The following is a 21974-nucleotide window of genomic DNA, read 5'->3' as shown; positions in this document are numbered from 1 at the left end:
TTCCATCTCTTTTACGTGATAGATAGACCGTTTACAATATATAGTGATTCGGGGTCTGACGCATACTATGAGTCAGGCCCCTTTTTGTACGATAGTAATGTCGAAGCATGGACCCTAAACATGCTTTTTCCATACATGATTAGGAGGGTAACAGCAATGGTAGAACTTAAAGGAGATGAGCGCCTGGATTATCTATTGGCTGAGAATTTAAGGATCATCCAAAGCCCGTCAGTGTTCTCTTTTTCATTAGATGCCGTTTTATTATCAAGGTTCGTAAATGTCCCGATCCAAAAAGGGAAAATCGTAGACCTTTGCTCAGGGAATGGGGTCATTCCTTTGCTGCTGAGTACAAGAACGAAAGGGAAAATCACCGGTGTTGAAATTCAAGAGCGGTTATATGATATGGCCCAGAGAAGCATGGACTATAATGGCGTATCCTCCCAGATCGAGATGATTCATGGGGATATAAAGGAAATTCCTAAACAGATAGGGTATAGCAAATATGATGTCGTTACTTGCAATCCACCTTATTTCCCGACGCCGTCTATCGAGGAAATTAACAAAAATGAGCATTTTGCAATTGCCCGACATGAATTGATGTGTAATCTAGAGGACGTCATGCGTGTTTCAAGTCAGTTGCTGCGTCAAGGTGGGAAAGCGGCATTCGTTCATAGACCGGGCCGCCTGATGGATATCCTGCATTTCATGAAGATGTACAGAATTGAACCGAAGCGACTGCAATTCGTTTATCCAAAGAGTTCAAAAGAAGCGAATACGATTCTTATTGAAGGGATAAAGGACGGCAACCCTGATTTGAAGATTCTCCCTCCGCTTGTTGTCTATAATGATCAGAATGAGTATAATCCGGAAATCAGAAGGATTTTATATGGAGAGGAATAAGCATTATTTTTATGTTTTAAAATGCAGGGATGGAAGCTATTATGCGGGGTATACAAATAATTTGGACCGCAGGATTGATGCTCATAATCAAGGCAGGGGTGCAAAGTATACACGAGGCCGTACCCCGGTTGAACTGATTTATCATGAAATATTCGAAACACAGACATTAGCTATGCAGGCTGAATATAAATTCAAGCAATTAACAAGAACACAAAAGCAAAAGTGGATGGCAAAGGAGGATACATGATATGTGGCAGCAAAAGAGTTTTGAAAAAGAAGGATTGGAGCCAGCTCTGTATCTGGTTCCTACACCGATAGGAAACCTTGAGGATATGAGTTTCCGGGCTTTAAGAATCTTAAAGGAAGCGGATGTCATTGCTGCTGAGGACACGCGAAATACGAAGAAATTATGCAACTACTTTGAAATTTCGACACCTATCGTCAGTTACCATGAACATAATAAGGAATATAGCGGGAAGCAGATGCTTGAGAGGCTTCGATCTGGAGAGGTCATAGCATTGGTAAGTGATGCGGGCTTACCGACGATATCCGATCCGGGATATGAACTGGTCAAAGAAGCCATTGCCGAACAGTTTAAAGTTATCCCGTTACCTGGGGCAAATGCTGCATTAACTGCATTGATCGCATCTGGACTGACTCCGCAGCCTTTTTACTTTTATGGCTTTCTGCAACGGGGAGCAAAAGAAAAAAAGAAGGAGCTGGAAAAATTAAAAAAAATAGAGTCGACTTGGATCGTTTATGAGTCGCCACACCGATTGAAAGAAACATTGAAACATATGCATGAAATTTTAGGTGACCGTCGCATAGTATTATGCCGCGAATTGACAAAGAAGTTTGAAGAGTTCATTCGAGGTACTGTGAGTGAAGCATTGACGTGGGCGATGGAATCCGAAATTCGCGGAGAGTTCTGTTTAATAATAGAAGGAGGGCAATGGTCGGAGGAGGATCCTGAAGAAGCTTGGTGGATGGCCCTTGACATCGTAGGTCATGTTAATCATTATATGGAGACCAAGCAGTTCACTTCAAAGGACGCAATCAAGCAGGTCGCAAAAGATCGCAATATGCAAAAACGGGATGTATATCAAGCGTATCATATTGATATACAAGAATAATAAATATAAAAAAAACTTCCGAAGGCCCGGAAGTTTTTTTTATATCATTTATTTAGAAGCAGTGAAGTTTTGTTGAATTTCTTGAATAAGTAATTCTGCACCTTCACGACTAAGGATCAATTTACCATTAGCAAGTGTAAGGTTATTATCGGAAACTTCACCTGTAACTTGGCAAGTCATGTTTGGTTTGTATTTTTTCAAGATGATGCGCTCATCATCAACATAGATTTCAAGAGCGTCTTTCTCAGCGATACCCAATGTACGACGAAGCTCGATTGGAATAACCACCCGGCCTAACTCATCAACTTTACGAACAATACCTGTAGATTTCATATTTATAATTTCTCCTCTCAGTTACAATCTAGTACCCTATTTTCTATTTTTTTCGCCATTATTCGACAAATTTTTTTATAAATTTATAATACCAGCCATTCCCAAATTCGTCAATGATTTATTTTCATTTTTTTGTAAGAAATAGCATGGCTTATTTCGTGTAACAAAAAGGCTTTTAAAGAGAAAAATTCGGTTATGCCTTTAAAAGTAAAGATATAGCCAGGCTACAAAGAATCCCTTACTTCACCAGATTTCGACAAAGTGTGCGTATAAAACATACTTCATTATTATATGATTAAATATCATTTAGTTTCAAAACAAAAGTTCTGAATTAAGGATAATTTTCTGAAAAAGTTTACGAATATGTGAGTTGTTGCACAAAAAAAGAAATTTAGGTATATTTTGTTGAGGTAAGAGGTAATGCTGTCATAAGGGAAGTTCACGTCCAGATCACTTATTTTTAAATATAATATTTTAATTCTATTAACACGATGATTAGATTAGTGATTATTGTCGCATATAGCGTTAAAATAGAGATAATAACTTAAATATATTCTTATGGCTTGGGTCAATCCTTAAGCCGGTTTTTCAAAATGAGGAGGGAACGAAGTGCAAGATAAATTAAAAACATTCTATATCACGACACCCATATATTATCCGAGTGGTAATTTACATATAGGGCACGCGTATACGACGGTTGCAGGGGATGCCATGGCTCGTTATAAAAGGATGCGTGGCTTTGATGTCATGTATTTAACAGGCACTGATGAACATGGTCAAAAAATCCAGCGTAAAGCGGCTGAGGAAGGAATCACTCCACAGCAATATGTAGATAATATCGTATCAGGGATTAAAGATCTCTGGGAAAAGCTTGATATTTCATATGATGATTTCATCAGGACGACGGAAGATCGCCATAAAGAGGTTGTAGCCAAAATATTCAAAAGGCTATTGGACCAAGGTGATATATACTTGGACCAATATGAAGGGCTTTATTGTACACCTTGCGAATCTTTCTTCACGGAACGTCAGGTGGAAGAAAGCAATGGAAACTGTCCTGATTGCGGCAGGCCTGTTGAGAAGGTGAAAGAGGAATCTTATTTCTTTAAGATGAGTAAATATGCGGATCGGTTACTGAAGTTTTATGAGGAAAACCCGGATTTCATTCAACCGGAATCACGCAAAAATGAAATGATCAATAACTTCATCAAGCCTGGATTGGAAGACCTGGCCGTTTCACGTACTACTTTTGATTGGGGCATCAAGGTGCCGGGAGATCCAAAGCATGTTATTTATGTCTGGATAGATGCTTTGACCAATTATATAACGGCATTAGGATACGGAACGGATAATGATGCTAAATACTTGAATTATTGGCCGGCCGATGTACATCTGGTCGGAAAGGAAATCGTGCGTTTCCATACGATCTATTGGCCGATCATGTTAATGGCTCTTGATGTGCCGCTTCCAAAGAAAGTATTTGCCCACGGATGGCTTCTCATGAAAGATGGTAAAATGTCCAAATCAAAAGGGAATGTAGTGGATCCCGTTACATTGATTGATCGTTACGGTTTGGATTCTTTACGCTACTATTTATTGCGTGAAGTTCCATTTGGTTCCGATGGAGTATTTACACCGGAAGGCTTTGTTGAACGGATTAATTTTGACCTGGCAAACGATTTAGGGAATTTATTAAATCGAACAGTAGCAATGGTCAATAAGTATTTTGATGGTGTAATTCCAAATTACGATGGATCCAATGGGGAATTCGAAAAGGCTTTGCTTGAAATGAACCAAGAAACGGTAGGCAAATATGAGCAAGCAATGGAAAACATGGAATTTTCAGTTGCACTAACATCCATTTGGCAACTCGTGAGCAGAACTAACAAATTCATCGATGAAACCCAGCCATGGACTCTTGCTAAAGATGAATCAAGGAAAGCAGACCTTGCTAGTGTCATGGTCCATTTGGCCGAATCATTACGAAGGACGGCAATCCTTTTGAAACCGTTCCTGACGCAAACACCAGAAAAAATCTTTGCTCAGCTTAACATCAAAGATGATGTGTTGAAATCATGGGACAGTTTAGCGGAGTTCGGTCAAATTCCTGCTGAAACCAAAGTTTTGAAGGGAGACCCGATCTTCCCTCGTTTGGATATGGAAGAGGAAGTTTTATATATTAAAGAACAAATGCAGGGTGATGCACCTAAGGCCGAGGAAAAAGTGGAAGTGGAAATACCCGAGGTTGATGAGATCACTATTGATGACTTTACAAAAGTGGAGCTTCGTGTTGCTCAGGTCATGGAAGTTGAACCAGTAAAGAAGGCCGATAAGCTTCTTAAGCTTCAGCTTGATTTGGGCTATGAGAAACGGCAAGTCGTTTCAGGGATTGCACAGCATTATAAACCCGAAGATTTAGTGGGCAAAAAAGTAATATGCGTAACGAATTTGAAACCTGTTAAACTTCGTGGCGAGCTCTCTCAAGGAATGATTTTGGCAGGTAGCCAGGATGGAGTGCTCTCAGTCGCTACAATAGATTCATCGATTCCAAATGGTTCAAAGGTGAAATAAACCGAGGAAAACATAAAGGTGTTTCATATGAAACATTTTTATGTTTTTTTCTTTATGCTTTTGGAAAAAGTACTTTTATACAGGTTTTGTTTTTATGTTGGGTTGGGTATATAAGGTCCTTTGTAATCTGTTTGTTACCTAAATGTGAAACATAAAACTTTCATTTTTTTATAAAATAGTGATAGAAAGGAAGAAAAATAATGTTATTTGATACACATGTACATCTTAATGCGGAGCAATTCAACGAGGATCTCGAAGACGTAATAGAAAGAGCTAAGGAAGCAGGAGTCGATAATATGGTTGTCGTTGGTTTTGACCGGCCTACTATTATAAGGGCAATGGAATTGATAGAAGCTTATGATTTCATGTATGCCGCAGTCGGTTGGCATCCTGTCGATGCTATAGATATGACAGAAGAGGACTTACAATGGATCGAGGAGTTATCCAACCATCCAAAGGTTGTGGCCATTGGTGAGATGGGCCTGGATTATCATTGGGATAAATCACCGAAAGATGTTCAAATGGAGGTGTTCAGGAAGCAAATCCGATTGGCCAAAAAGGTGGGGCTGCCCATTATCATCCATAATCGGGAAGCGACCGCTGATATCGTGAACATACTCAAGGAAGAAGAGGCATCAAGGGTTGGAGGCATCATGCATTGCTTTAGCGGAAGTGCGGAGACGGCTTTGGAATGCATCAATATGAATTTTTATATTTCATTGGGTGGTCCCGTGACCTTCAAGAATGCGAAAAAACCAAAGGAAGTGGCAGCGGCCGTACCTTTAGACCGTTTATTGATAGAGACCGATTGTCCATATTTGGCTCCCCATCCTTATAGGGGGAAGCGTAATGAACCTTCGTATGTGAAGCTTGTTGCTGAACAAATTGCAGAAATCAAACAACTTACAATAGAGGAAGTTTCCCAGTCGACAACAGAAAATGCCAAGAAATTATTCGGCATTAACTGACATTTTATTTTGCAATATCTCCCGGGGTTCGCTAGCTAAAATCGCATTTTTTTAAAGTTTCTACAAATCTCGCTCCAAATATAGGCTTATTATGTCGAGAAGTCACCCTTTCCTTTTCAATATGGAATATGCATAATAGGTAGTAATTTCCTTAATGAGAAGTGAATGGGTTGACAGCTTGATAACTAAGTCTATATAATCACCGGGAGGAAGGAGGAGTTTTTCATTCTATTAAAAACTATGAAAAACCTTATTCCCAAACCTTTTGGGAAGAAGAGAATGGCAATGGCCATTTGCAGTGCTATTCTTGTTTCTACAGCATTGGGAATACTAATATATCAAGGTACAAAGGATACAGTAACAATCATGCTAGACGGAAAAAAAGAGGTAGTGCGTACACACGCGGCTACTGTAAATGATATGTTGGAAGATTTAGAGATTACCGTTCAAGCCGCCGACTATGTCCATCCATCAAGAGCCACGAAGGTTGATGATGATTTAGAGGTGGTTTGGAAGCCTGCACAAAAAATCGTCATGGTACAGGATGGTGAGACGGAGGAAGTCTGGTCCACTGCCGAAACGGTAGATGAACTTTTAAAAGATCAGGATCTTAGTGTGAAGGAACAGGATAAGATCACCCCTTCAAAGAATACGAAGCTGAAAGCGAATATGGAAGTTGCCATAGACAAAGCCTTTGCACTGAAATTAGTGGTAGGTGGAGACGAAAAGCAGGTATGGTCAACTTCGACTACTGTCGCTGACTTTTTAAAGCAACAAGGAGTAAAGCTCAATGATTTGGATCGAGTTGAGCCAAAATTAACCGAAAAAGTTGAAGCTGAGAATACGGTAAACGTAGTTCGAATTGAAAAAGTCACCGATGTAGTGGAAGAACCAGTTGACTTTGCTGTCATAACAAAAAAAGATGACTCTTTATCAAAAGGGAAAGAGAAAATTGTCAAAGAAGGAAAAGACGGACTCATTTCCAAGAAATATGAAGTAGTTAAGGAAAATGGCAAAGAGGTCAAAAGAGAATTACTTTCAGAAAAAGTAGTTAATAAAAAGCAGGATAAAGTTGTAACGGTCGGAACTCGAGCGACAGTTGCCCAGGCATCACGCGGAGTAACTAACGTTAGTTCTTCAAGTGGAAAAGAAATATACGTATCATCAACAGCTTATACTGCCAGTTGTAAGGGCTGTTCCGGTGTCACGTCTACAGGCGTAGATCTTAAGAGTAATCCGGGTGCGAAGATCATTGCTGTCGATCCAAGCGTAATTCCTTTGGGTTCGAAAGTATATGTAGAGGGATACGGCTATGCAGTAGCTGCTGACAAAGGCGGAGCAATAAAGGGAAATAGGATCGATGTCTTCTTTTCCTCAAAAAATGATGCCTATCGTTGGGGTGTAAAGAGAGTAAAGGTTCGTGTATTGGACTAATAAGGTTTCTCTCGCAGGAGATGAATTCGTCTCCTGTTTTTTGCGTTTTATTTTCCACTTGTTGATAAACCCTATGTAAAACTGTTTTAATAAGATAGACGTCTCACGATTCCATAAGATTTCAAGTTATGTGTGTAAACCTTCATAAATGATCTTTGCTGGATTATTTATCCAGAAGAATTTTACGGGGGACGGGATACGTTTATCCAAGAGCTAATTAAAGCGGTTGCGCTTTTCTGTATGGAGGAAACCATGAAGAAGATTAAAGAGATTATTGTTGTAGAAGGAAAAGACGATACGGTAGCGATAAAAAGGGCTGTTAATGCTGATACAATAGAAACCAACGGTTCCGCGGTGAATGAGTCCTGTATCGAGCAGGTGAGGCTTGCACAAAAGACGCGTGGAGCCATCATTTTCACAGACCCTGATTTTCCTGGTCAAAAAATCAGGAACATCATTTCAGAACAAGTAAAAGGCTGTAAACACGCCTTTTTAACGAAGGAGGAAGCCCTTCCTAAGTCAGGTAGAGGAATTGGTGTGGAACATGCTTCTCCTGAGGCGATTCGTAATGCTTTAAAGGATGCCCAGTTAATGGATGAAGAGGCTTCAGAAGAGATTTCACAGCAGGATTTAATAGATGCAGGTTTAATCGGGGGGGCCGGTGCCAAGGAACGAAGGGAAAAACTTGGATCCATTTTAAAAATCGGGTTTACTAATGGTAAACAGTTATATAAGAGACTAAAAATGTTCCAAATAACAACTGATGCTTTTGAGAAAGCGATGGTACAGATAATTCAGGAGGAAAATAATGAATAAGGATATTGCAACCCCTGTCAGAACGAAAGAAATATTAAAGAAATACGGATTCTCCTTTAAAAAGAGCTTAGGACAAAACTTTTTAATCGATACGAATATCTTGAAACGTATTGTCGAACATGCCAATTTGACAGAGGAAAGCGGCGCGATCGAAATTGGGCCGGGAATCGGGGCATTGACGGAACAACTAGCGAAAAGCAGCAAAAAGGTTACAGCCTTTGAGATTGATCAGCGTCTACTGCCCATCTTATCGGATACACTGTCTCCCTATACCAATGTAAACATCATTCACGGGGATGTTCTCAAGGCTGATGTCAAGAAGGTGATCGAGGAGGAATTCGCTGGCTTCTCGGACCTGATGGTTGTTGCAAATCTGCCATACTATGTCACGACGCCGATCATTTTAAAGCTATTATCCGAGGATCTGCCCATTAGAGGCATCGTGTGCATGCTGCAAAAGGAAGTGGCTGATCGAATTGCCGCAAAACCTGGGACAAAGGAATATGGTTCTTTATCCATTGCGATTCAATATTATACCGAAGCCGAAACTGTGATGATCGTACCCAAAACGGTATTCATGCCTCAGCCTAATGTTGATTCAGCTGTAATCCGCCTTACCTTGCGCGATAAGCCAATCGTTGAGGTCCTGGATGAGGATTTCTTCTTCACTGTGACCCGGTCAAGCTTTGCACAGCGCCGGAAAACGATATTAAATAACTTAACCAGCCAGCTGCCGGATGGTAAATCGAAAAAAGAACTCATACTTGCCGCTCTCGAATCCGCAGAAGTTGATCCTTCCAGACGAGGAGAAACACTGAGCATCAAAGAATTTGGCCGCTTAAGTGATGCGTTATTGCCGAATTTCAAATAATGATAATGTGAAAGATTAAAGTCGGAATGGGGTTACTCCCAGCTTCCGGCTTTTTTTATTTTGATATCGAGCATACCATGATGGACGTACCCAAAAATGTAATCAACCCCAACCTTTCACCATTCAAGAATGGTTCGCATAACTTAAGAATGAAAATAAACTAGGGCGGGCTGAAAAATTAGTCTTCTCATGGGGTGAGGCCATGAATATTCAAATAAATGATATTGTCGGTCGGTTTTCTTATAAATGCGACGTGTTGTTCCGGGTAATCGATATCCGTGATATTGACGGAAGGCGTGAAGCTATTCTTTATGGGGAAGATATCCGACTGATTGCAGATGCACCTTTTCAAGATTTAATGCTGATTAATGATAATGAAAGAAATGATCGACAAAGATCGAATGAGGTACTTCAAGAACAATCTTACCGCTTATTAACACAAGATCTAGAGCTGCAACAACAAAAAAATGGCTATCAATCGAGTAATGGCTATCGGTATAGCGGTGAATATTTTCAGATACCAGGGAGGGTCCTCCATGTTGATGGGGATGCATCTTACTTAAGGAAATGCATGGATTTATATCAGAAATTCGGCATTCCGGTCAATGGCATCTATTGCAATGAAAAGGAAATGCCCCAAAGAATCGGGGGGTTGTTGGACCATTATCGGCCGGACATTCTTGTTGTCACCGGTCATGATGCCTATTCAAAATCAAAAGGACCGATGTCCGATATTAATGCCTACCGTCACTCAAAGGATTTTGTACAGACAGTTAGAGAAGCCCGAAGGAGGGTTTCCCATTTAGACCAACTGATTATATTTGCCGGGGCTTGTCAATCGCATTTTGAATCATTAATCCAAGCGGGTGCAAATTTTGCAAGTTCTCCCTCCCGTGTTAATATACATGCCCTTGATCCGGTATATATCGTCGGAAAGATAAGCTTTACACCTTTTTCCGAGCATATTCATGTATGGGATGTCCTTCGGAATACATTAACGGGAGAGAAGGGGTTGGGGGGAATTGAGACTAAAGGGGTGTTACGGACCGGGTTGCCTTTCAAGCCATTTCAGGAAGAATGAACAAGCTGCATTTTGAAAGAATGCAGCTTGCTTTTGGTGGGAAAGAATTCGGTTATCCCCACAAAAAAACGGGTTTTTTGTTTGGTAATATCACTAAGTAATGATTTAACTACGAAAATTCGGTTTAATAATTAATGAAATAGTTCGTTTACATAATTTTTCATTTCCCAGGATATAATAAAATTGTTCGCGATTTTGCCGGATTTCAGATAAAAATATATTGACTACATTTTTAAGTGCTGATATAATTTATTATTTTGTTTGCGTATATTTGTAAATTGTGATATACTTAACTTAGTGAGGTGGACCGAAAATGCCAAAAACTCTAGCTGATATTAAAACTGCACTTGATTCAAACCTAGGTAAAAGATTGCTCTTAAAAGCAAACGGTGGAAGAAGAAAGACTGTAGAACGATTTGGAACTTTGGCGGAAACTTATCCGGCTGTTTTTGTAATTGAGCTCGACCAAGATGAAAATGCGTTTGAAAGAGTATCTTACAGCTATGCGGATGTTTTAACGGAAACCGTAGAACTAACATTTTTAAACAAACAACAAGAGATTTAACTTAGACGAGGCAGCGAACAACTATGTTTGCTGCTTTTTGTTTTGTATAAAATATCCTGTGATCCCCCAATAAAGGCATAAAGGCTTAAAAAGGATGTAATGAAATAGCGTATGATGCAAACACTAGGCATGTGACGGCATGTGAAAGGGGTTGCTTAGCTTGAGCAGGAAAAAAGGGATTATGTCAAATGGTCTTAAAGAAGAATTGGCTAAAGAACTTGGATTTTACGATGTTGTCCAGAAAGAAGGCTGGGGAGGAATCCGGGCCAGGGACGCAGGGAACATGGTAAAACTTGCTATCGAAAAAGCACAACGTCAATTGGTGAACAAGGAGTAAGATAAACACTTAATTGTATCATGCCGTCATGTTGAAAGTAGCCGGACTCTTTATACAATGTATAGCTCTATTCATTTTTGCTTACATTGTAGTTAAGGAGTCTGGTTTTTTTATGTATCGGTATTTGCTATTTGGATATGTAGCAAGTCTTTTGGGATTCAGGAAGTGGCTGCTCTCCCATGTGCCTACATGTGTCTATTCCCCTCTAAAGGCCAATCTCAGCTTCATTACATTGAAATTACGATGAAAAAACCTTTAGAATATAAACAAATATGATAGAATAGGACAAGAACTTTTAAGAACGTTAAAGTAGGTGGACATATTGAAGCTTATGGAAAAAGCCCCGGCTAAAATTAATTTGGCTTTGGATGTGCTTTTCAAACGGCCTGATGGGTATCATGAGGTGGAAATGATCATGACGACAGTCGACCTTGCCGATAGAATTGAACTAAAGGAAATACCGGGAAATCATATTCAAATTCTATCCCATAATCGATTTGTTCCGGATGATCATCGGAATTTAGCTTATCAAGCCGCATTTATTCTAAAGGAACGTTTTGGAATCAATAAAGGTGTTTCTATAACTATAGAGAAAAATATCCCTGTAGCCGCTGGGCTTGCTGGTGGAAGCAGTGATGCCGCAGCTACATTGAGAGGCTTAAATAGACTGTGGAAGCTCGGTCTTTCCATGGATGAACTTGCGGAAATAGGGGCTGAAATTGGCTCTGATGTTTCATTTTGCGTATACGGAGGTACGGCATTGGCCAGAGGGCGCGGCGAAAAAATCACGCATCTTCCTGCACCGCCAAAATGCTGGGTCATCTTGGCGAAACCGACGATCGGCGTTTCGACAGCTGATATATACAAAAGGCTCCAGACTTCAAAAATGGAGCATCCGGATGTACCTGGAATGATTACGGCTATTATGGAAAACAATTATCACGAAGTATGCGAGGGGTTGGGCAATGTTCTGGAACAGGTGACATTGCAGTTATACCCAGAGGTTGCGAACATTAAAGATCAAATGAAGACATTTGGAGCAGATTCGGTCTTGATGAGCGGAAGTGGTCCGACCGTTTTTGGTTTGGTGGAACATGATTCGCGCATGCAAAGAATATATAATGGACTTCGCGGATTTTGTGATCAAGTCTATGCAGTCCGTTTACTGGGTGATCGAAACAATCTTGAATAGAAACGTACATTAGTGGTATAGTTGCTATATAATATTCGGAATTAACAAAGGGGGTGTCTCAATGAAATTTCGTCGCAGCGAGAGGCTAGTCGATATGACCAATTATTTATTAGAACATCCGGGGGAACTTGTTTCGCTGACATATTTTGCTGAAAGGTATAGTTCGGCAAAATCCTCGATCAGTGAAGATTTGACGATTATCAAAGATACCTTTGAACAACGCGGGATAGGATCTTTAACAACCGTTCCAGGTGCGGCCGGTGGAGTGAAATATATTGTTTCCATCAAGGAAGAGGAAGCCAATTCCTTCATTGACGGACTATGCGATACGATCGCTAGTCCCGAAAGGTTGCTTCCTGGCGGTTATCTATATATGACAGACATATTAGGACATCCGCAAACCGTGAATAAGGTTGGAAGGATAATCGCTTCAATGTATGCCAAGAAAAATGTCTCAGTCATCATGACAATGGCAACCAAAGGGATATCATTAGCATACGCCGTGGCAAATTATTTGAATGTTCCAGTTGTCATTGTAAGAAGGAATAATAAAGTAACGGAAGGTTCTACAGTGAGCATCAATTATGTTTCTGGCTCTTCAAAGAGGATTCAGACTATGGTACTCTCTAAGAGAAGCTTGGTTGAGGGTTCGAATGTATTAATTGTAGACGATTTCATGAAGGCTGGGGGTACCATCAACGGTATGGTCAGTCTATTGGATGAATTCAAGGCAACAGTTGCCGGAATTGCGGTGCTGGTCGAATCCGAACATACGGAGGAGTGTCTTGTCGAGGACTATGTTTCATTAATCAAGTTGACGCAGGTGGTCGAAAGAGACAAGAAAATCAATGTCAGCCGAGGGAATTATTTTACGAAAAAGGAATAGGGGGAATCATTTCATGAAAACGATACATACGGATGAAGCACCGGCAGCGATCGGACCATATTCACAAGGCGTGATCGTGGATAAGTTGTTTTTCAGTTCAGGACAGATCCCACTTACTGCTTCAGGTGAGATGGTTACAGGGGATGTTAAGGAACAAACACACCAGGTCTTTAAGAATCTCCAAGCTGTATTGAAAGAAGCTGGGGCTTCATTGGAAACGGTTATTAAGGCTACAGTATTCATTAAAAGTATGGACGATTTCGGTTCGATTAATGAAATATACGGAGAATATTTTTCTGCTCACAAACCAGCTCGCTCTTGTGTAGAGGTTGCTCGGCTTCCGAAAGATGCACTAGTGGAAATAGAAGTGGTAGCGCTCGTTAAATAGACGGGCGTTTTTTTATTTTTTTAAAGGTAATTCGTAATGGGTAATTTTCCTGTAATAGAAGGGTGATTTTTAGTATCTAAAAAAACTAGGCTGAATTTTCTAAAAAAATTACAGATAATAGAAGGAGTTCACGTTTTTTTGTTGAATATGTACTTTAAGTTTTAACAACAACAAAAAGGGATGGTGAGCTTAAATGGAAGTAACTGACGTAAGATTACGCCGTGTGAATACGGACGGTCGTATGAGAGCTATCGCATCAATTACACTGGATAATGAATTTGTGGTTCATGATATTCGTGTGATCGACGGAAACAATGGTTTATTTGTAGCAATGCCAAGTAAACGAACTCCAGATGGAGAATTCCGGGATATCGCTCATCCAATCAATTCCTCGACACGCGGGAAAATTCAAGAAGCTGTCTTGACAGAATATCATCGATTGGGAGAACTTGAAACTGAATTAGAGGAAGCTGGAGCAGGTGCTTCTTAAAATAATTTTACTTTTAAACTTTAAATTTATAATTCGTGCATCTAGAGCCTACTTCATAAGTAGTGCTCTTTTTTATTTATTCAAAAACGGATAAGTTTAGAACTTGTCCGCTCATCATGCAGACATTTACTTTAATGAATGGTTAAACCTACGTAGTCACCCTCAAAAGTTTAATACCCGTCCTTTTTAATTTTTAAACCTTTTTTTCACCAAAATATTGAAATTTCTGTAAGTGGGATTTAAGGGATACAGCTTATTCTAGCGATCCAGCTGAAGATGAAATTGAATGGGTAAACTGATTTCGGAATGGGAGTTAACAAAGGGTGAAGTATGCCCAAATGCCTTGTACATAGGGTGTGGCGCACCTTGGCAGTGTTTTGGGATAATGGGGGTCGGCTGGTGTTATAAAGAGCAGGAGACATCGTTTCTGTATTGTTCTGTTGATGAAAATGATATCGAACATGATGTAAAATAATTCTCCAAGGTCCAATAATAACATTTTTAACCTTGTCGGAAATCGAACTTTTTTCACCTGATCGGTTGACAATTATATGTACTTTTAATTGTTACCTTGAAAAGAATCACTATTTGAGATAATATTTTTAGTGGATAAAAAGGTGAAAATGGAGGCCTGTTATGAGTAATCGTTATGCAATAATATTGGCCGCTGGACAAGGTACTAGGATGAAATCTAAGCTTTATAAGGTTTTGCACCCTGTTTGCGGGAAACCAATGGTACAACATGTTATCGATCAAGTCAATCAACTTCAAATAGAAGATATTGTAACAGTCATTGGCCATGGAGCGGAAAAAGTTCAAGAACAACTTGGTGATTCATGCAAGTATGCCTTACAAGAACAGCAATTAGGTACGGCACATGCTGTAATGCAAGCGGAAAGCGTTTTATCCGCAAAAAGTGGAACGACCCTTGTTATTTGCGGTGATACGCCTCTGATTAAAGCGGAAACGATGAAAGAGCTTATAGCATTGCATGAGCAAAGTCAGGCGAAAGCAACAATCTTAACAGCATATGCAGATAATCCTGCTGGCTATGGAAGGGTCCTTCGCGGTGAAGGCGGACTTGTAGAAAAAATCGTCGAGCATAAGGATGCCTCTGATGAAGAAAGATATGTTAAGGAAATAAATACCGGTACATATTGCTTCGACAATCAAGCATTGTTTAACGCGCTGAAAAAAGTTTCAAATGAAAATGTCCAGGGAGAATATTACTTACCGGATGTTATAGAAATCTTAAAACAGGAAGGCGAAGTGGTGACGGCCTTCCAATCCAGTGATTTCGAGGAAACATTGGGTGTGAATGACCGTGTGGCTTTATCGCAGGCTGAGCAAATTTTACGGAAACGCATCAATGAAACGCATATGAGGAATGGTGTAACCATCATCGATCCGCTTACTACGTTCATTGAAGCGGATGTACAAATCGGGCAGGATACAGTCATTAACCCTGGGTCATTCATTAAAGGAAAAAGTATCATCGGGCAGGATTGCTTAATTGGCCCGAATACGGAAATCAGTAATTGTGAAATTGGTGATGGAACAGAAGTCCTCCAATCGGTTGTACATGAAAGCAGTATTGGAAGTTTTGTGAAAATCGGTCCATTCGCACATGTTAGACCTCAATCAGATATTAAGGATTCCGTTAAGATCGGTAATTTTGTCGAAATTAAAAAGACCGTTTTTGGCAAAGGAAGCAAGGCCTCACATTTGAGTTATATTGGTGATGCAGAGGTTGGGGAGAATGTTAATATAGGCTGCGGATCTATTACCGTGAATTACGACGGGAAAAATAAATATTTGACGAAGATTGAAGACAATGTTTTCATAGGCTGCAATTCTAATCTAGTTGCACCTGTAACGGTAGGAGAAGGAGCATATGTAGCTGCTGGGTCAACCATCACGCAAGATGTACCGCAGGATGCCCTATCCGTTGCTCGGGCTCGTCAAGTTAACAAAGAAGATTATGTGAAGAATTTGAAATTTAATAAATAACCGACGGAGGTCATCATGTCAAATCAGTATTTAGATCCTAATTTAAAAGTATTCTCTTTAAATTCAAACTTCGATTTAGCTCAGGAAATTGCTGCTGCAATCGGTGTTGAACTTGGAAAATGTAGCGTAACAAGTTTCAGTGACGGTGAAGTTCAGATTAATATTGAAGAAAGTATTCGTGGCTGTGACGTATACGTAATCCAATCAACAAGCCAACCAGTCAATGAAAATTTAATGGAACTTTTAATTATGATCGATGCTCTTAAACGTGCTTCAGCTAAAACAATCAATATTGTCATGCCATATTACGGTTATGCCCGACAAGATCGTAAAGCGCGTGCGCGTGAACCAATTACAGCTAAACTTGTCGCAAATCTTTTAGAAACGGCTGGTGCCCACCGTGTCATCACATTAGATCTTCACGCACCACAAATTCAAGGTTTCTTCGATATTCTGATCGATCACCTTGTTGCTGTTCCGATTTTAGCTGATTTCTTCAAGGAAAAAGAATTAAGTGATATCGTCATCGTTTCCCCAGATCATGGCGGTGTAACACGTGCCCGTAAAATGGCCGATCGCCTAAAAGCGCCGATCGCCATTATCGATAAGCGCCGTCCAAGACCGAACGTGGCTGAAGTCATGAACATCATTGGTAATATTGAAGGGAAGACAGCAATACTGATTGATGACATCATCGATACTGCAGGAACTATTACACTAGCGGCCAATGCCCTTGTGGAGAATGGCGCTAAAGCGGTGTATGCTTGTTGTACACACCCAGTCCTTTCGGGTCCTGCCATCGAAAGGATTCAAAATTCAACGATCAAGGAATTGGTCGTGACTAACTCGATTGCCCTGTCTGAAGATAAGAAAATCGATAAAATCACTGGACTTTCTGTAGCACCTTTGATTGCAGAGGCAATTATTCGCGTGCATGAGGAACAATCAGTCAGCACATTATTCGATTGATAAAATAATTAACCAATACACGGCGGGCCTTCGGGCTCGCCGTATTTTTGTTTGGAATTTTCAAAAAACATTTAATTCTTAGTTGACAGATATGAATAGTGATAATAAAATAGCTATACAAATTCAATTCATATTCATGGAATGAAAACCTGTACGAATGTAATGGCATAATGGTTAACGCCGATCGGACTACCGAAGGCTCCTTTTCACTTACCAATAGAACATTAGGCATCTTTTTGCCCTATTGTTCGATTGGTGAAGGAAAGGAGCCTTTTATTTTTATATAAATAGTTTATGAAGGGTGTGCAGAATATGAAGAAAAAACGAAAGATATGGCTCTTGTCCATCTTCAGCATCGTCATGCTGATAGTAAGTGCATGTGGGGAGGAAAAGAACAATTCCACAAGTGCTGACGCAAAAGAATCAGATAAAACCATCCAAATCGGTTATCAAAAATTCGGGACATTAAATATTTTAAAATCAAATGGCAATCTGGAAACACGTTTAAAAGAATTGGGGTATACGGTCGATTGGACTGAATTCCCAGCAGGACCTCAGCTGCTTGAAGCCTTGAATGTCGGCAGCATTGATTTTGGGCACACAGGGGAGGCGCCGCCGATATTTGCACAAGCAGCCAATGCACCACTTGTCTACATTGCTAATCAGCCGGCAAATCCTTCGGGAGAGGCTATAGTCGTGCAAAAGGATTCACCCATTAAAGATGTGGAAGATTTAAAAGGTAAGAAGGTTGGTTTGAATAAAGGTTCAAATGTTCATTATCTATTGGTCAAAGCGTTAGAGGAAGCAGGTCTTGCTCTTGATGACATTCAGCCCGTCTACTTGCCACCGGCTGATGCGAGAGCTGCTTTTGAAGGAAACCAAATCGATGCCTGGGTAATATGGGATCCATTTTTATCAGCGGCGGAATTGGAGCTTGAAACGAAAACGATCCGGGATGGAGAAGGACTAGTGGCAAATCGTGAATTCTTTTTGGCAACTGATTCATTTGCCGGGAACGAAGAGGCTTTGAAGATCATCAAAGAAGAACTGATAAAAATTGATAAATGGATTGAAGAAAACCCAAAGGATGTCGCTGAGTTTTTATCTCCGGAAATTGGAATGAGTGTGGAGGCATTAGAAAAAACATTAAATAGAAAAGAATACGGACTTGAGGAGATTTCCAGTACGGTTTTGGATGATCAACAAAAGATTGCCGATACATTTTTTAATCTTAAATTAATTCCAAGCAAGATTAATGTTCTAGATGCATCTGCAGATATTAAAAAAAATTAAGGGGGAAATAAAATGAAAGTATTTTGGTTTTTGCCATCACATGGGGAAAGTCGCTATTTAGGATCGACAAAGGGAGGGAGAGCGATTACACTTCCATATTTAAAACAAATTGCACAGGCAGTCGATCATTTAGGTTTTGAAGGGGCTTTGCTTCCAACAGGTCGGTCTTGTGAGGATGCTTGGGTAGTTGGTTCTTCATTGATTTCTGCAACGGAAAGAATGAAATTTTTAGTTGCGATTCGTCCAGGTTTACTGTCGCCAACCTTAGCTGCGCGTATGGCTTCAAGCTTCGACAGGTTGTCGAATGGCCGTCTTTTGATCAATGTTGTAACTGGGGGGGACCCAGTCGAATTGGCAGGTGATGGCGTGTTTCTAAATCATAAGGAACGCTATGAGCAAACAAATGAATTTCTCGATATCTGGAGACAGGAAATGTCTGGTGAGAGTGTGGACTATGAAGGGGAGCACCTAAAGGTTGAAGGCGGAAATATTCTGTTGTCACCTGTACAAAAACCGTACCCGCCGCTCTATTTCGGAGGTTCATCCGATCCAGCCATCGATATATCGGGAAAGCATATTGATGTCTACTTGACTTGGGGTGAGCCGCCGGTGCAAGTGGCCGAAAAAATTGAAAAGGTACGTAAAAAAGCAGCAGAGTACGGACGTGAAGTCAGATTCGGCATTCGCATGCATGTCATTGTAAGAGAAACGGAAGAAGAAGCTTGGCAGGCAGCGGACGAACTCATTAAATATGTGGATGATGAAATGATTCAAAATTCACAAAAGATTTTTGAACGATTTGATTCAGTGGGACAGAAGAGGATGTCGCAACTTCATAATGGAAGCAGGGAATCACTTGAAATCAGTCCAAACTTATGGGCGGGTGTAGGTCTGGTGCGCGGTGGTGCCGGTACAGCACTAGTCGGAAGTGCTGAAAATGTTGCCGCCAGAATGAAGGAATATGAAGAAATCGGAATAGAATCCTTTGTTTTATCCGGGTACCCTCACCTGGAAGAAGCGTACCGTGTGGCGGAATTATTATTCCCATTACTCCCTGTCGAACAGCAGCAAGTGCCCGTTTCGAAAGCGACGAGTCCATTCGGGGAAATATTGGCAAACGACCACTACCCTACAAAAGGAAGTGAAATTGAAGATGAAGGCAAAGTTAAACAAAAAGTTCAATAGGTTTTCCCTCATATCTTGGATCGTACCCATTCTCCTTTTGGTAACGTGGCAGCTGCTTTCTTTGTGGGGGATTCTGTCGGAACGGATATTGCCTGCCCCGACTGAAGTCTTTCAAGCTGGCGTCGCTTTATTGAAAACAGGGGAACTTATAGATTATATCGGCATCAGTGCTCAGCGGGCATTCATCGGTTTTTTAATCGGCGGGATTATTGGTTTTGTACTAGGGTTGTTAAATGGATTATCATCACTTGCTGAAAACTTATTCGATACATCGCTTCAGATGTTGCGTAACATTCCGCATTTAGCTTTAATACCACTGGTGATTCTATGGTTTGGTATAGAAGAAGAAGCGAAAATTTTCCTTGTCGCTTTAGGGGTTCTATTTCCTATCTACTTAAATACATTTCATGGAGTGAAATCGGTGGATAAGGGTTTAATTGAAGCGGCTAGGGTTTATGGGTTAAGTGGTTTTTCTTTATTCTGGAATGTGATCCTCCCTGCGGCCTTTCCATCCATTTTGGTGGGTATCCGCTTCTCCCTTGGCATCATGTGGGTCACATTAATCGTCGCAGAAACCATATCCGCTAATTCCGGAATAGGATATATGGCTATGAATGCCCGGGAATTCATGAGGATGGATATTGTTGTTCTCAGTATTCTCTTATATGCCTTATTGGGAAAAATATCGGACGTTGCGGCCAAATTAATTGAAAAAAGATGCTTAAAGTGGCATCCATCATACCAATGAGGAGGTCATTCATATGATAAATGTAAATTCGTTGGAGTTGCAGGGTGTAAGAAAGGATTTTGGGGAGTTTGAAGTATTAAAGGGAATGGACCTCACATTTAAAAAAGGGGAGTTCGTGGCCATTGTCGGTAAGAGTGGATGTGGAAAGAGCACCTTGCTTCGTCTTGTGGCGGGACTGGAAAAGCCGACGGGCGGGCAGATAATGGTGAATGGAAAGCCATTGAATGGATTAAATAAATCGTCACGTACGATGTTTCAGGATGGAAGGCTGTTTCCTTGGAAAAAAATCATTGAAAATATTGGTGTCGGCTTGAAAGGGGATTGGAAGCCAAGTGCTATGGAATTACTGGAGCAAGTGGGCCTTGCAGATCGAGCAAACGAGTGGCCGTCCGTTTTATCTGGGGGGCAGAAACAAAGGGTGGCGTTAGCGAGGGCATTGGTGAACCAACCTGACATACTCCTCTTGGATGAGCCGTTAGGGGCATTGGATGCTTTGACGAGAATTGGCATGCAAAGGCTGATTGAAGAACTATGGAGGAAAAGGGACTTTACTGCCTTGCTTGTTACCCATGATGTTGAAGAAGCCGTAATGCTTGCCGACCGTGTCCTATTAATCGAAGAAGGCAAAGTCGTCATGAATAAGGAAATCAATCTGCCAAGACCGCGGAAAAAGGATAGCATTCAATATTCATCACTAGCAGCCCAAATCCTTAACCGGGTGATGCAAGTTGAGGGGGAAATGGAAAAAAAGGCGATTCACGCCTGAATAAGAGAAAAAAATGAAAAAAGATTTTGCAGCGAATTCCTATGTTTACCATATGTTTATCACCTTCTTGCCCCCTTCGGAGTTTACCTTTCATGTTTAATGATTCGCGATTTAGGGAAATGTTAAATATAGAGAAACTTGCAATTCATATTCAGGAAGGCGGAGGATGTATGAGTAATATATTAGCTGCGAAAGAACGTACGAATTCAAAACACTCTAATTTAAGGAATTTGAGAGAAAAAGGCGAAATCCCTGCGATTGTATATGGCAATAAAAATGACAGTACGGCCATTTCAGTCAATAATATTGAGCTTCAAAAAACAATCAAGGAAATAGGCCGTAATGGAATCATTTCTTTGGACTTGGAAGGAAAGAAATATAAAGTCATGCTCTCTGACTATCAAAAGGATCCAATAAAGAACTCCATTTACCATGCAGACTTTTTAATTGTAGATATGTCCGCCCAATTACAGGCACAAGTTCGCATTAACCTTGTCGGTGTTTGTAAAGGCGTGAAAGACGGCGGGGTTCTTCAGCAGTCTCTTCATGAAGTGACGGTTACGGCTAAACCTAATGACATTCCTGACTCCATCGATGTTGACGTTACCGAACTTCAGGTTGGAGATACAATCTACATATCCGATATCCAAACGAATAAACAAGTTACAATCGGCAACGATGGGGAAGAAGTCGTTGCATCTGTTTTGGCTCCTCGCCAGGAAGAGGAAATAAGTACAGGTGAACAGCAAGATGGCGGTATCCCTGAAAATGAAGAGGGCAGGGAAACCAAGGCATCACCAGAGTCATGATGCCGGGATTAAACAAGTGAATCGTGATATAATAGGCGTAGCTCTTAACGAGTTACGTCTTTTCAATCTATGGATGCATCCATTTAAGCCGGACCATTTTTTCGTGATTGACTTCTTTAATTAGGGTTTTTCCTAATTAGTTCTCCGGTCGCTTGCAGGCAAGCTTGAAATTAGGGTACTATTTTTCTAAGGTCAATGGTCTTGGAAAAACTTCGTCCCAGCGTAACTC

Annotated in this window: 24 protein-coding genes; 23 read left to right on the top strand and 1 reads right to left on the bottom strand. The window is 40.6% G+C overall.

The window, feature by feature from the left end:
- Nucleotides 1–156 precede the first annotated feature (156 nt).
- Genes ACFVS1_RS26210 through rsmI form a run of 3 tightly spaced genes read left to right on the top strand, consistent with a single transcriptional unit; the run spans nucleotide 157 to nucleotide 2033 of the window.
- Nucleotides 157–900, top strand: a complete 744-nt coding sequence (locus ACFVS1_RS26210) for a tRNA1(Val) (adenine(37)-N6)-methyltransferase (protein ID WP_352926262.1) — start codon at nucleotides 157–159, stop codon at nucleotides 898–900.
- Complete coding sequence (locus ACFVS1_RS26205; protein ID WP_352926263.1) at nucleotides 887–1147, top strand: GIY-YIG nuclease family protein; 261 nt, start codon at nucleotides 887–889, stop codon at nucleotides 1145–1147. The genes ACFVS1_RS26210 and ACFVS1_RS26205 overlap by 14 nt, the downstream gene beginning before the upstream one ends.
- Before the next feature lies 1 nt (nucleotide 1148).
- The gene (gene rsmI, locus ACFVS1_RS26200; protein WP_387552060.1) at nucleotides 1149–2033 is read left to right on the top strand and encodes a 16S rRNA (cytidine(1402)-2'-O)-methyltransferase; all 885 of its coding nucleotides are present in this window, start codon (nucleotides 1149–1151) and stop codon (nucleotides 2031–2033) included.
- A gap of 48 nt (nucleotides 2034–2081) precedes the next feature.
- Here rsmI and ACFVS1_RS26195 read toward each other — a convergent pair whose 3' ends face one another.
- Nucleotides 2082–2366 carry a transition state genes transcriptional regulator AbrB gene (locus ACFVS1_RS26195; protein ID WP_048689982.1) on the bottom strand — a complete coding sequence of 95 codons (285 nt, stop codon included), beginning with the start codon at nucleotides 2364–2366 and terminating at the stop codon, nucleotides 2082–2084.
- A 609-nt stretch (nucleotides 2367–2975) separates the two neighbouring features.
- Between ACFVS1_RS26195 and metG the strand changes: the two genes are divergently transcribed.
- The 20 genes from metG to ACFVS1_RS26095 all read left to right on the top strand — a co-directional run bounded on the left by metG (nucleotide 2976) and on the right by ACFVS1_RS26095 (nucleotide 21745).
- Nucleotides 2976–4937 carry a methionine--tRNA ligase gene (gene metG / locus ACFVS1_RS26190; protein ID WP_352926267.1) on the top strand — a complete coding sequence of 654 codons (1962 nt, stop codon included), beginning with the start codon at nucleotides 2976–2978 and terminating at the stop codon, nucleotides 4935–4937.
- A gap of 200 nt (nucleotides 4938–5137) precedes the next feature.
- A complete protein-coding gene (locus ACFVS1_RS26185; protein WP_387552056.1) occupies nucleotides 5138–5905 on the top strand; it encodes a TatD family hydrolase in 768 nt (255 codons plus the stop codon).
- 279 nt (nucleotides 5906–6184) lie between these two features.
- Entirely contained in the window at nucleotides 6185–7339 is a 1155-nt protein-coding gene (locus ACFVS1_RS26180; RefSeq protein WP_387552053.1) for a ubiquitin-like domain-containing protein, read from the top strand.
- A 252-nt stretch (nucleotides 7340–7591) separates the two neighbouring features.
- Nucleotides 7592–8155 (top strand): ribonuclease M5, encoded by a 564-nt coding sequence (gene rnmV / locus ACFVS1_RS26175; RefSeq protein WP_241594424.1) that lies wholly within the window; start codon nucleotides 7592–7594, stop codon nucleotides 8153–8155.
- A complete protein-coding gene (rsmA, locus tag ACFVS1_RS26170; protein WP_352926272.1) occupies nucleotides 8148–9026 on the top strand; it encodes a 16S rRNA (adenine(1518)-N(6)/adenine(1519)-N(6))-dimethyltransferase RsmA in 879 nt (292 codons plus the stop codon). The genes rnmV and rsmA overlap by 8 nt, the downstream gene beginning before the upstream one ends.
- A gap of 202 nt (nucleotides 9027–9228) precedes the next feature.
- Entirely contained in the window at nucleotides 9229–10107 is an 879-nt protein-coding gene (gene yabG, locus ACFVS1_RS26165; protein WP_352926273.1) for a sporulation peptidase YabG, read from the top strand.
- Nucleotides 10108–10420: 313 nt separating this feature from the next.
- On the top strand, nucleotides 10421–10672 hold the full coding sequence (veg, locus tag ACFVS1_RS26160; RefSeq protein ID WP_061440325.1) for a biofilm formation stimulator Veg: 252 nt from the start codon (nucleotides 10421–10423) through the stop codon (nucleotides 10670–10672).
- A 160-nt stretch (nucleotides 10673–10832) separates the two neighbouring features.
- On the top strand, nucleotides 10833–11009 hold the full coding sequence (locus tag ACFVS1_RS26155) for a small, acid-soluble spore protein, alpha/beta type (RefSeq protein WP_101225905.1): 177 nt from the start codon (nucleotides 10833–10835) through the stop codon (nucleotides 11007–11009).
- A gap of 322 nt (nucleotides 11010–11331) precedes the next feature.
- Nucleotides 11332–12201 (top strand): 4-(cytidine 5'-diphospho)-2-C-methyl-D-erythritol kinase, encoded by an 870-nt coding sequence (ispE, locus tag ACFVS1_RS26150; RefSeq protein ID WP_352926274.1) that lies wholly within the window; start codon nucleotides 11332–11334, stop codon nucleotides 12199–12201.
- A 61-nt stretch (nucleotides 12202–12262) separates the two neighbouring features.
- A complete protein-coding gene (gene purR, locus ACFVS1_RS26145; protein WP_352926276.1) occupies nucleotides 12263–13087 on the top strand; it encodes a pur operon repressor in 825 nt (274 codons plus the stop codon).
- A 13-nt stretch (nucleotides 13088–13100) separates the two neighbouring features.
- Nucleotides 13101–13475, top strand: a complete 375-nt coding sequence (locus ACFVS1_RS26140) for a RidA family protein (RefSeq protein WP_053537019.1) — start codon at nucleotides 13101–13103, stop codon at nucleotides 13473–13475.
- A 193-nt stretch (nucleotides 13476–13668) separates the two neighbouring features.
- Nucleotides 13669–13965: a septation regulator SpoVG gene (gene spoVG, locus ACFVS1_RS26135; protein ID WP_034316332.1), complete on the top strand. Its 297-nt coding sequence runs from the start codon at nucleotides 13669–13671 to the stop codon at nucleotides 13963–13965.
- A 286-nt stretch (nucleotides 13966–14251) separates the two neighbouring features.
- A complete protein-coding gene (locus tag ACFVS1_RS26130; RefSeq protein WP_387552044.1) occupies nucleotides 14252–14440 on the top strand; it encodes a hypothetical protein in 189 nt (62 codons plus the stop codon).
- A 161-nt stretch (nucleotides 14441–14601) separates the two neighbouring features.
- Nucleotides 14602–15975, top strand: coding sequence for a bifunctional UDP-N-acetylglucosamine diphosphorylase/glucosamine-1-phosphate N-acetyltransferase GlmU (gene glmU, locus ACFVS1_RS26125; protein WP_387552041.1), 1374 nt, complete (start codon nucleotides 14602–14604; stop codon nucleotides 15973–15975).
- Between the two features lie 15 nt (nucleotides 15976–15990).
- Nucleotides 15991–16944: a ribose-phosphate diphosphokinase gene (locus ACFVS1_RS26120; RefSeq protein WP_352926279.1), complete on the top strand. Its 954-nt coding sequence runs from the start codon at nucleotides 15991–15993 to the stop codon at nucleotides 16942–16944.
- A 312-nt stretch (nucleotides 16945–17256) separates the two neighbouring features.
- Nucleotides 17257–18237, top strand: coding sequence for a sulfonate ABC transporter substrate-binding protein (locus ACFVS1_RS26115; RefSeq protein ID WP_387552038.1), 981 nt, complete (start codon nucleotides 17257–17259; stop codon nucleotides 18235–18237).
- 12 nt (nucleotides 18238–18249) lie between these two features.
- Nucleotides 18250–19422: an FMNH2-dependent alkanesulfonate monooxygenase gene (gene ssuD / locus ACFVS1_RS26110; protein ID WP_387552035.1), complete on the top strand. Its 1173-nt coding sequence runs from the start codon at nucleotides 18250–18252 to the stop codon at nucleotides 19420–19422.
- Nucleotides 19391–20170, top strand: coding sequence for an aliphatic sulfonate ABC transporter permease SsuC (ssuC, locus tag ACFVS1_RS26105; protein ID WP_352926283.1), 780 nt, complete (start codon nucleotides 19391–19393; stop codon nucleotides 20168–20170). Before ssuD ends, ssuC begins: the two co-directional genes overlap by 32 nt.
- A 13-nt stretch (nucleotides 20171–20183) precedes the next feature.
- Nucleotides 20184–20936, top strand: a complete 753-nt coding sequence (locus ACFVS1_RS26100) for an ATP-binding cassette domain-containing protein (protein WP_352926285.1) — start codon at nucleotides 20184–20186, stop codon at nucleotides 20934–20936.
- A 170-nt stretch (nucleotides 20937–21106) separates the two neighbouring features.
- Nucleotides 21107–21745 (top strand): 50S ribosomal protein L25/general stress protein Ctc, encoded by a 639-nt coding sequence (locus tag ACFVS1_RS26095; protein WP_387552031.1) that lies wholly within the window; start codon nucleotides 21107–21109, stop codon nucleotides 21743–21745.
- The last annotated feature ends 229 nt before the right edge of the window (nucleotides 21746–21974 follow it).

The organism is Peribacillus sp. NPDC058075 (genome assembly GCF_042885195.1).
In the GTDB taxonomy this organism is placed as follows: Bacteria; Bacillota; Bacilli; order Bacillales; family DSM-1321; genus Peribacillus.
Note: the sequence above shows the minus strand (reverse complement) of the source record. Positions and strands in the feature narration are given on the sequence as shown.

What these genes read in the sequence shown, in the direction of transcription:
- ACFVS1_RS26210 (WP_352926262.1), top strand. Translation starts at nt 157, where the DNA reads ATGGTAGAACTTAAAGGAGATGAGCGCCTGGATTATCTATTGGCTGAG.
- ACFVS1_RS26205 (WP_352926263.1), top strand. Translation starts at nt 887, where the DNA reads ATGGAGAGGAATAAGCATTATTTTTATGTTTTAAAATGCAGGGATGGA.
- rsmI (WP_387552060.1), top strand. Translation starts at nt 1,149, where the DNA reads ATGTGGCAGCAAAAGAGTTTTGAAAAAGAAGGATTGGAGCCAGCTCTG.
- ACFVS1_RS26195 (WP_048689982.1), bottom strand. Translation starts at nt 2,366, where the DNA reads ATGAAATCTACAGGTATTGTTCGTAAAGTTGATGAGTTAGGCCGGGTG.
- ACFVS1_RS26185 (WP_387552056.1), top strand. Translation starts at nt 5,138, where the DNA reads ATGTTATTTGATACACATGTACATCTTAATGCGGAGCAATTCAACGAG.
- ACFVS1_RS26180 (WP_387552053.1), top strand. Translation starts at nt 6,185, where the DNA reads ATGGCAATGGCCATTTGCAGTGCTATTCTTGTTTCTACAGCATTGGGA.
- rnmV (WP_241594424.1), top strand. Translation starts at nt 7,592, where the DNA reads ATGAAGAAGATTAAAGAGATTATTGTTGTAGAAGGAAAAGACGATACG.
- rsmA (WP_352926272.1), top strand. Translation starts at nt 8,148, where the DNA reads ATGAATAAGGATATTGCAACCCCTGTCAGAACGAAAGAAATATTAAAG.
- yabG (WP_352926273.1), top strand. Translation starts at nt 9,229, where the DNA reads ATGAATATTCAAATAAATGATATTGTCGGTCGGTTTTCTTATAAATGC.
- veg (WP_061440325.1), top strand. Translation starts at nt 10,421, where the DNA reads ATGCCAAAAACTCTAGCTGATATTAAAACTGCACTTGATTCAAACCTA.
- purR (WP_352926276.1), top strand. Translation starts at nt 12,263, where the DNA reads ATGAAATTTCGTCGCAGCGAGAGGCTAGTCGATATGACCAATTATTTA.
- ACFVS1_RS26140 (WP_053537019.1), top strand. Translation starts at nt 13,101, where the DNA reads ATGAAAACGATACATACGGATGAAGCACCGGCAGCGATCGGACCATAT.
- spoVG (WP_034316332.1), top strand. Translation starts at nt 13,669, where the DNA reads ATGGAAGTAACTGACGTAAGATTACGCCGTGTGAATACGGACGGTCGT.
- ACFVS1_RS26130 (WP_387552044.1), top strand. Translation starts at nt 14,252, where the DNA reads ATGGGTAAACTGATTTCGGAATGGGAGTTAACAAAGGGTGAAGTATGC.
- glmU (WP_387552041.1), top strand. Translation starts at nt 14,602, where the DNA reads ATGAGTAATCGTTATGCAATAATATTGGCCGCTGGACAAGGTACTAGG.
- ACFVS1_RS26120 (WP_352926279.1), top strand. Translation starts at nt 15,991, where the DNA reads ATGTCAAATCAGTATTTAGATCCTAATTTAAAAGTATTCTCTTTAAAT.
- ACFVS1_RS26115 (WP_387552038.1), top strand. Translation starts at nt 17,257, where the DNA reads ATGAAGAAAAAACGAAAGATATGGCTCTTGTCCATCTTCAGCATCGTC.
- ssuD (WP_387552035.1), top strand. Translation starts at nt 18,250, where the DNA reads ATGAAAGTATTTTGGTTTTTGCCATCACATGGGGAAAGTCGCTATTTA.
- ssuC (WP_352926283.1), top strand. Translation starts at nt 19,391, where the DNA reads ATGAAGGCAAAGTTAAACAAAAAGTTCAATAGGTTTTCCCTCATATCT.
- ACFVS1_RS26100 (WP_352926285.1), top strand. Translation starts at nt 20,184, where the DNA reads ATGATAAATGTAAATTCGTTGGAGTTGCAGGGTGTAAGAAAGGATTTT.
- ACFVS1_RS26095 (WP_387552031.1), top strand. Translation starts at nt 21,107, where the DNA reads ATGAGTAATATATTAGCTGCGAAAGAACGTACGAATTCAAAACACTCT.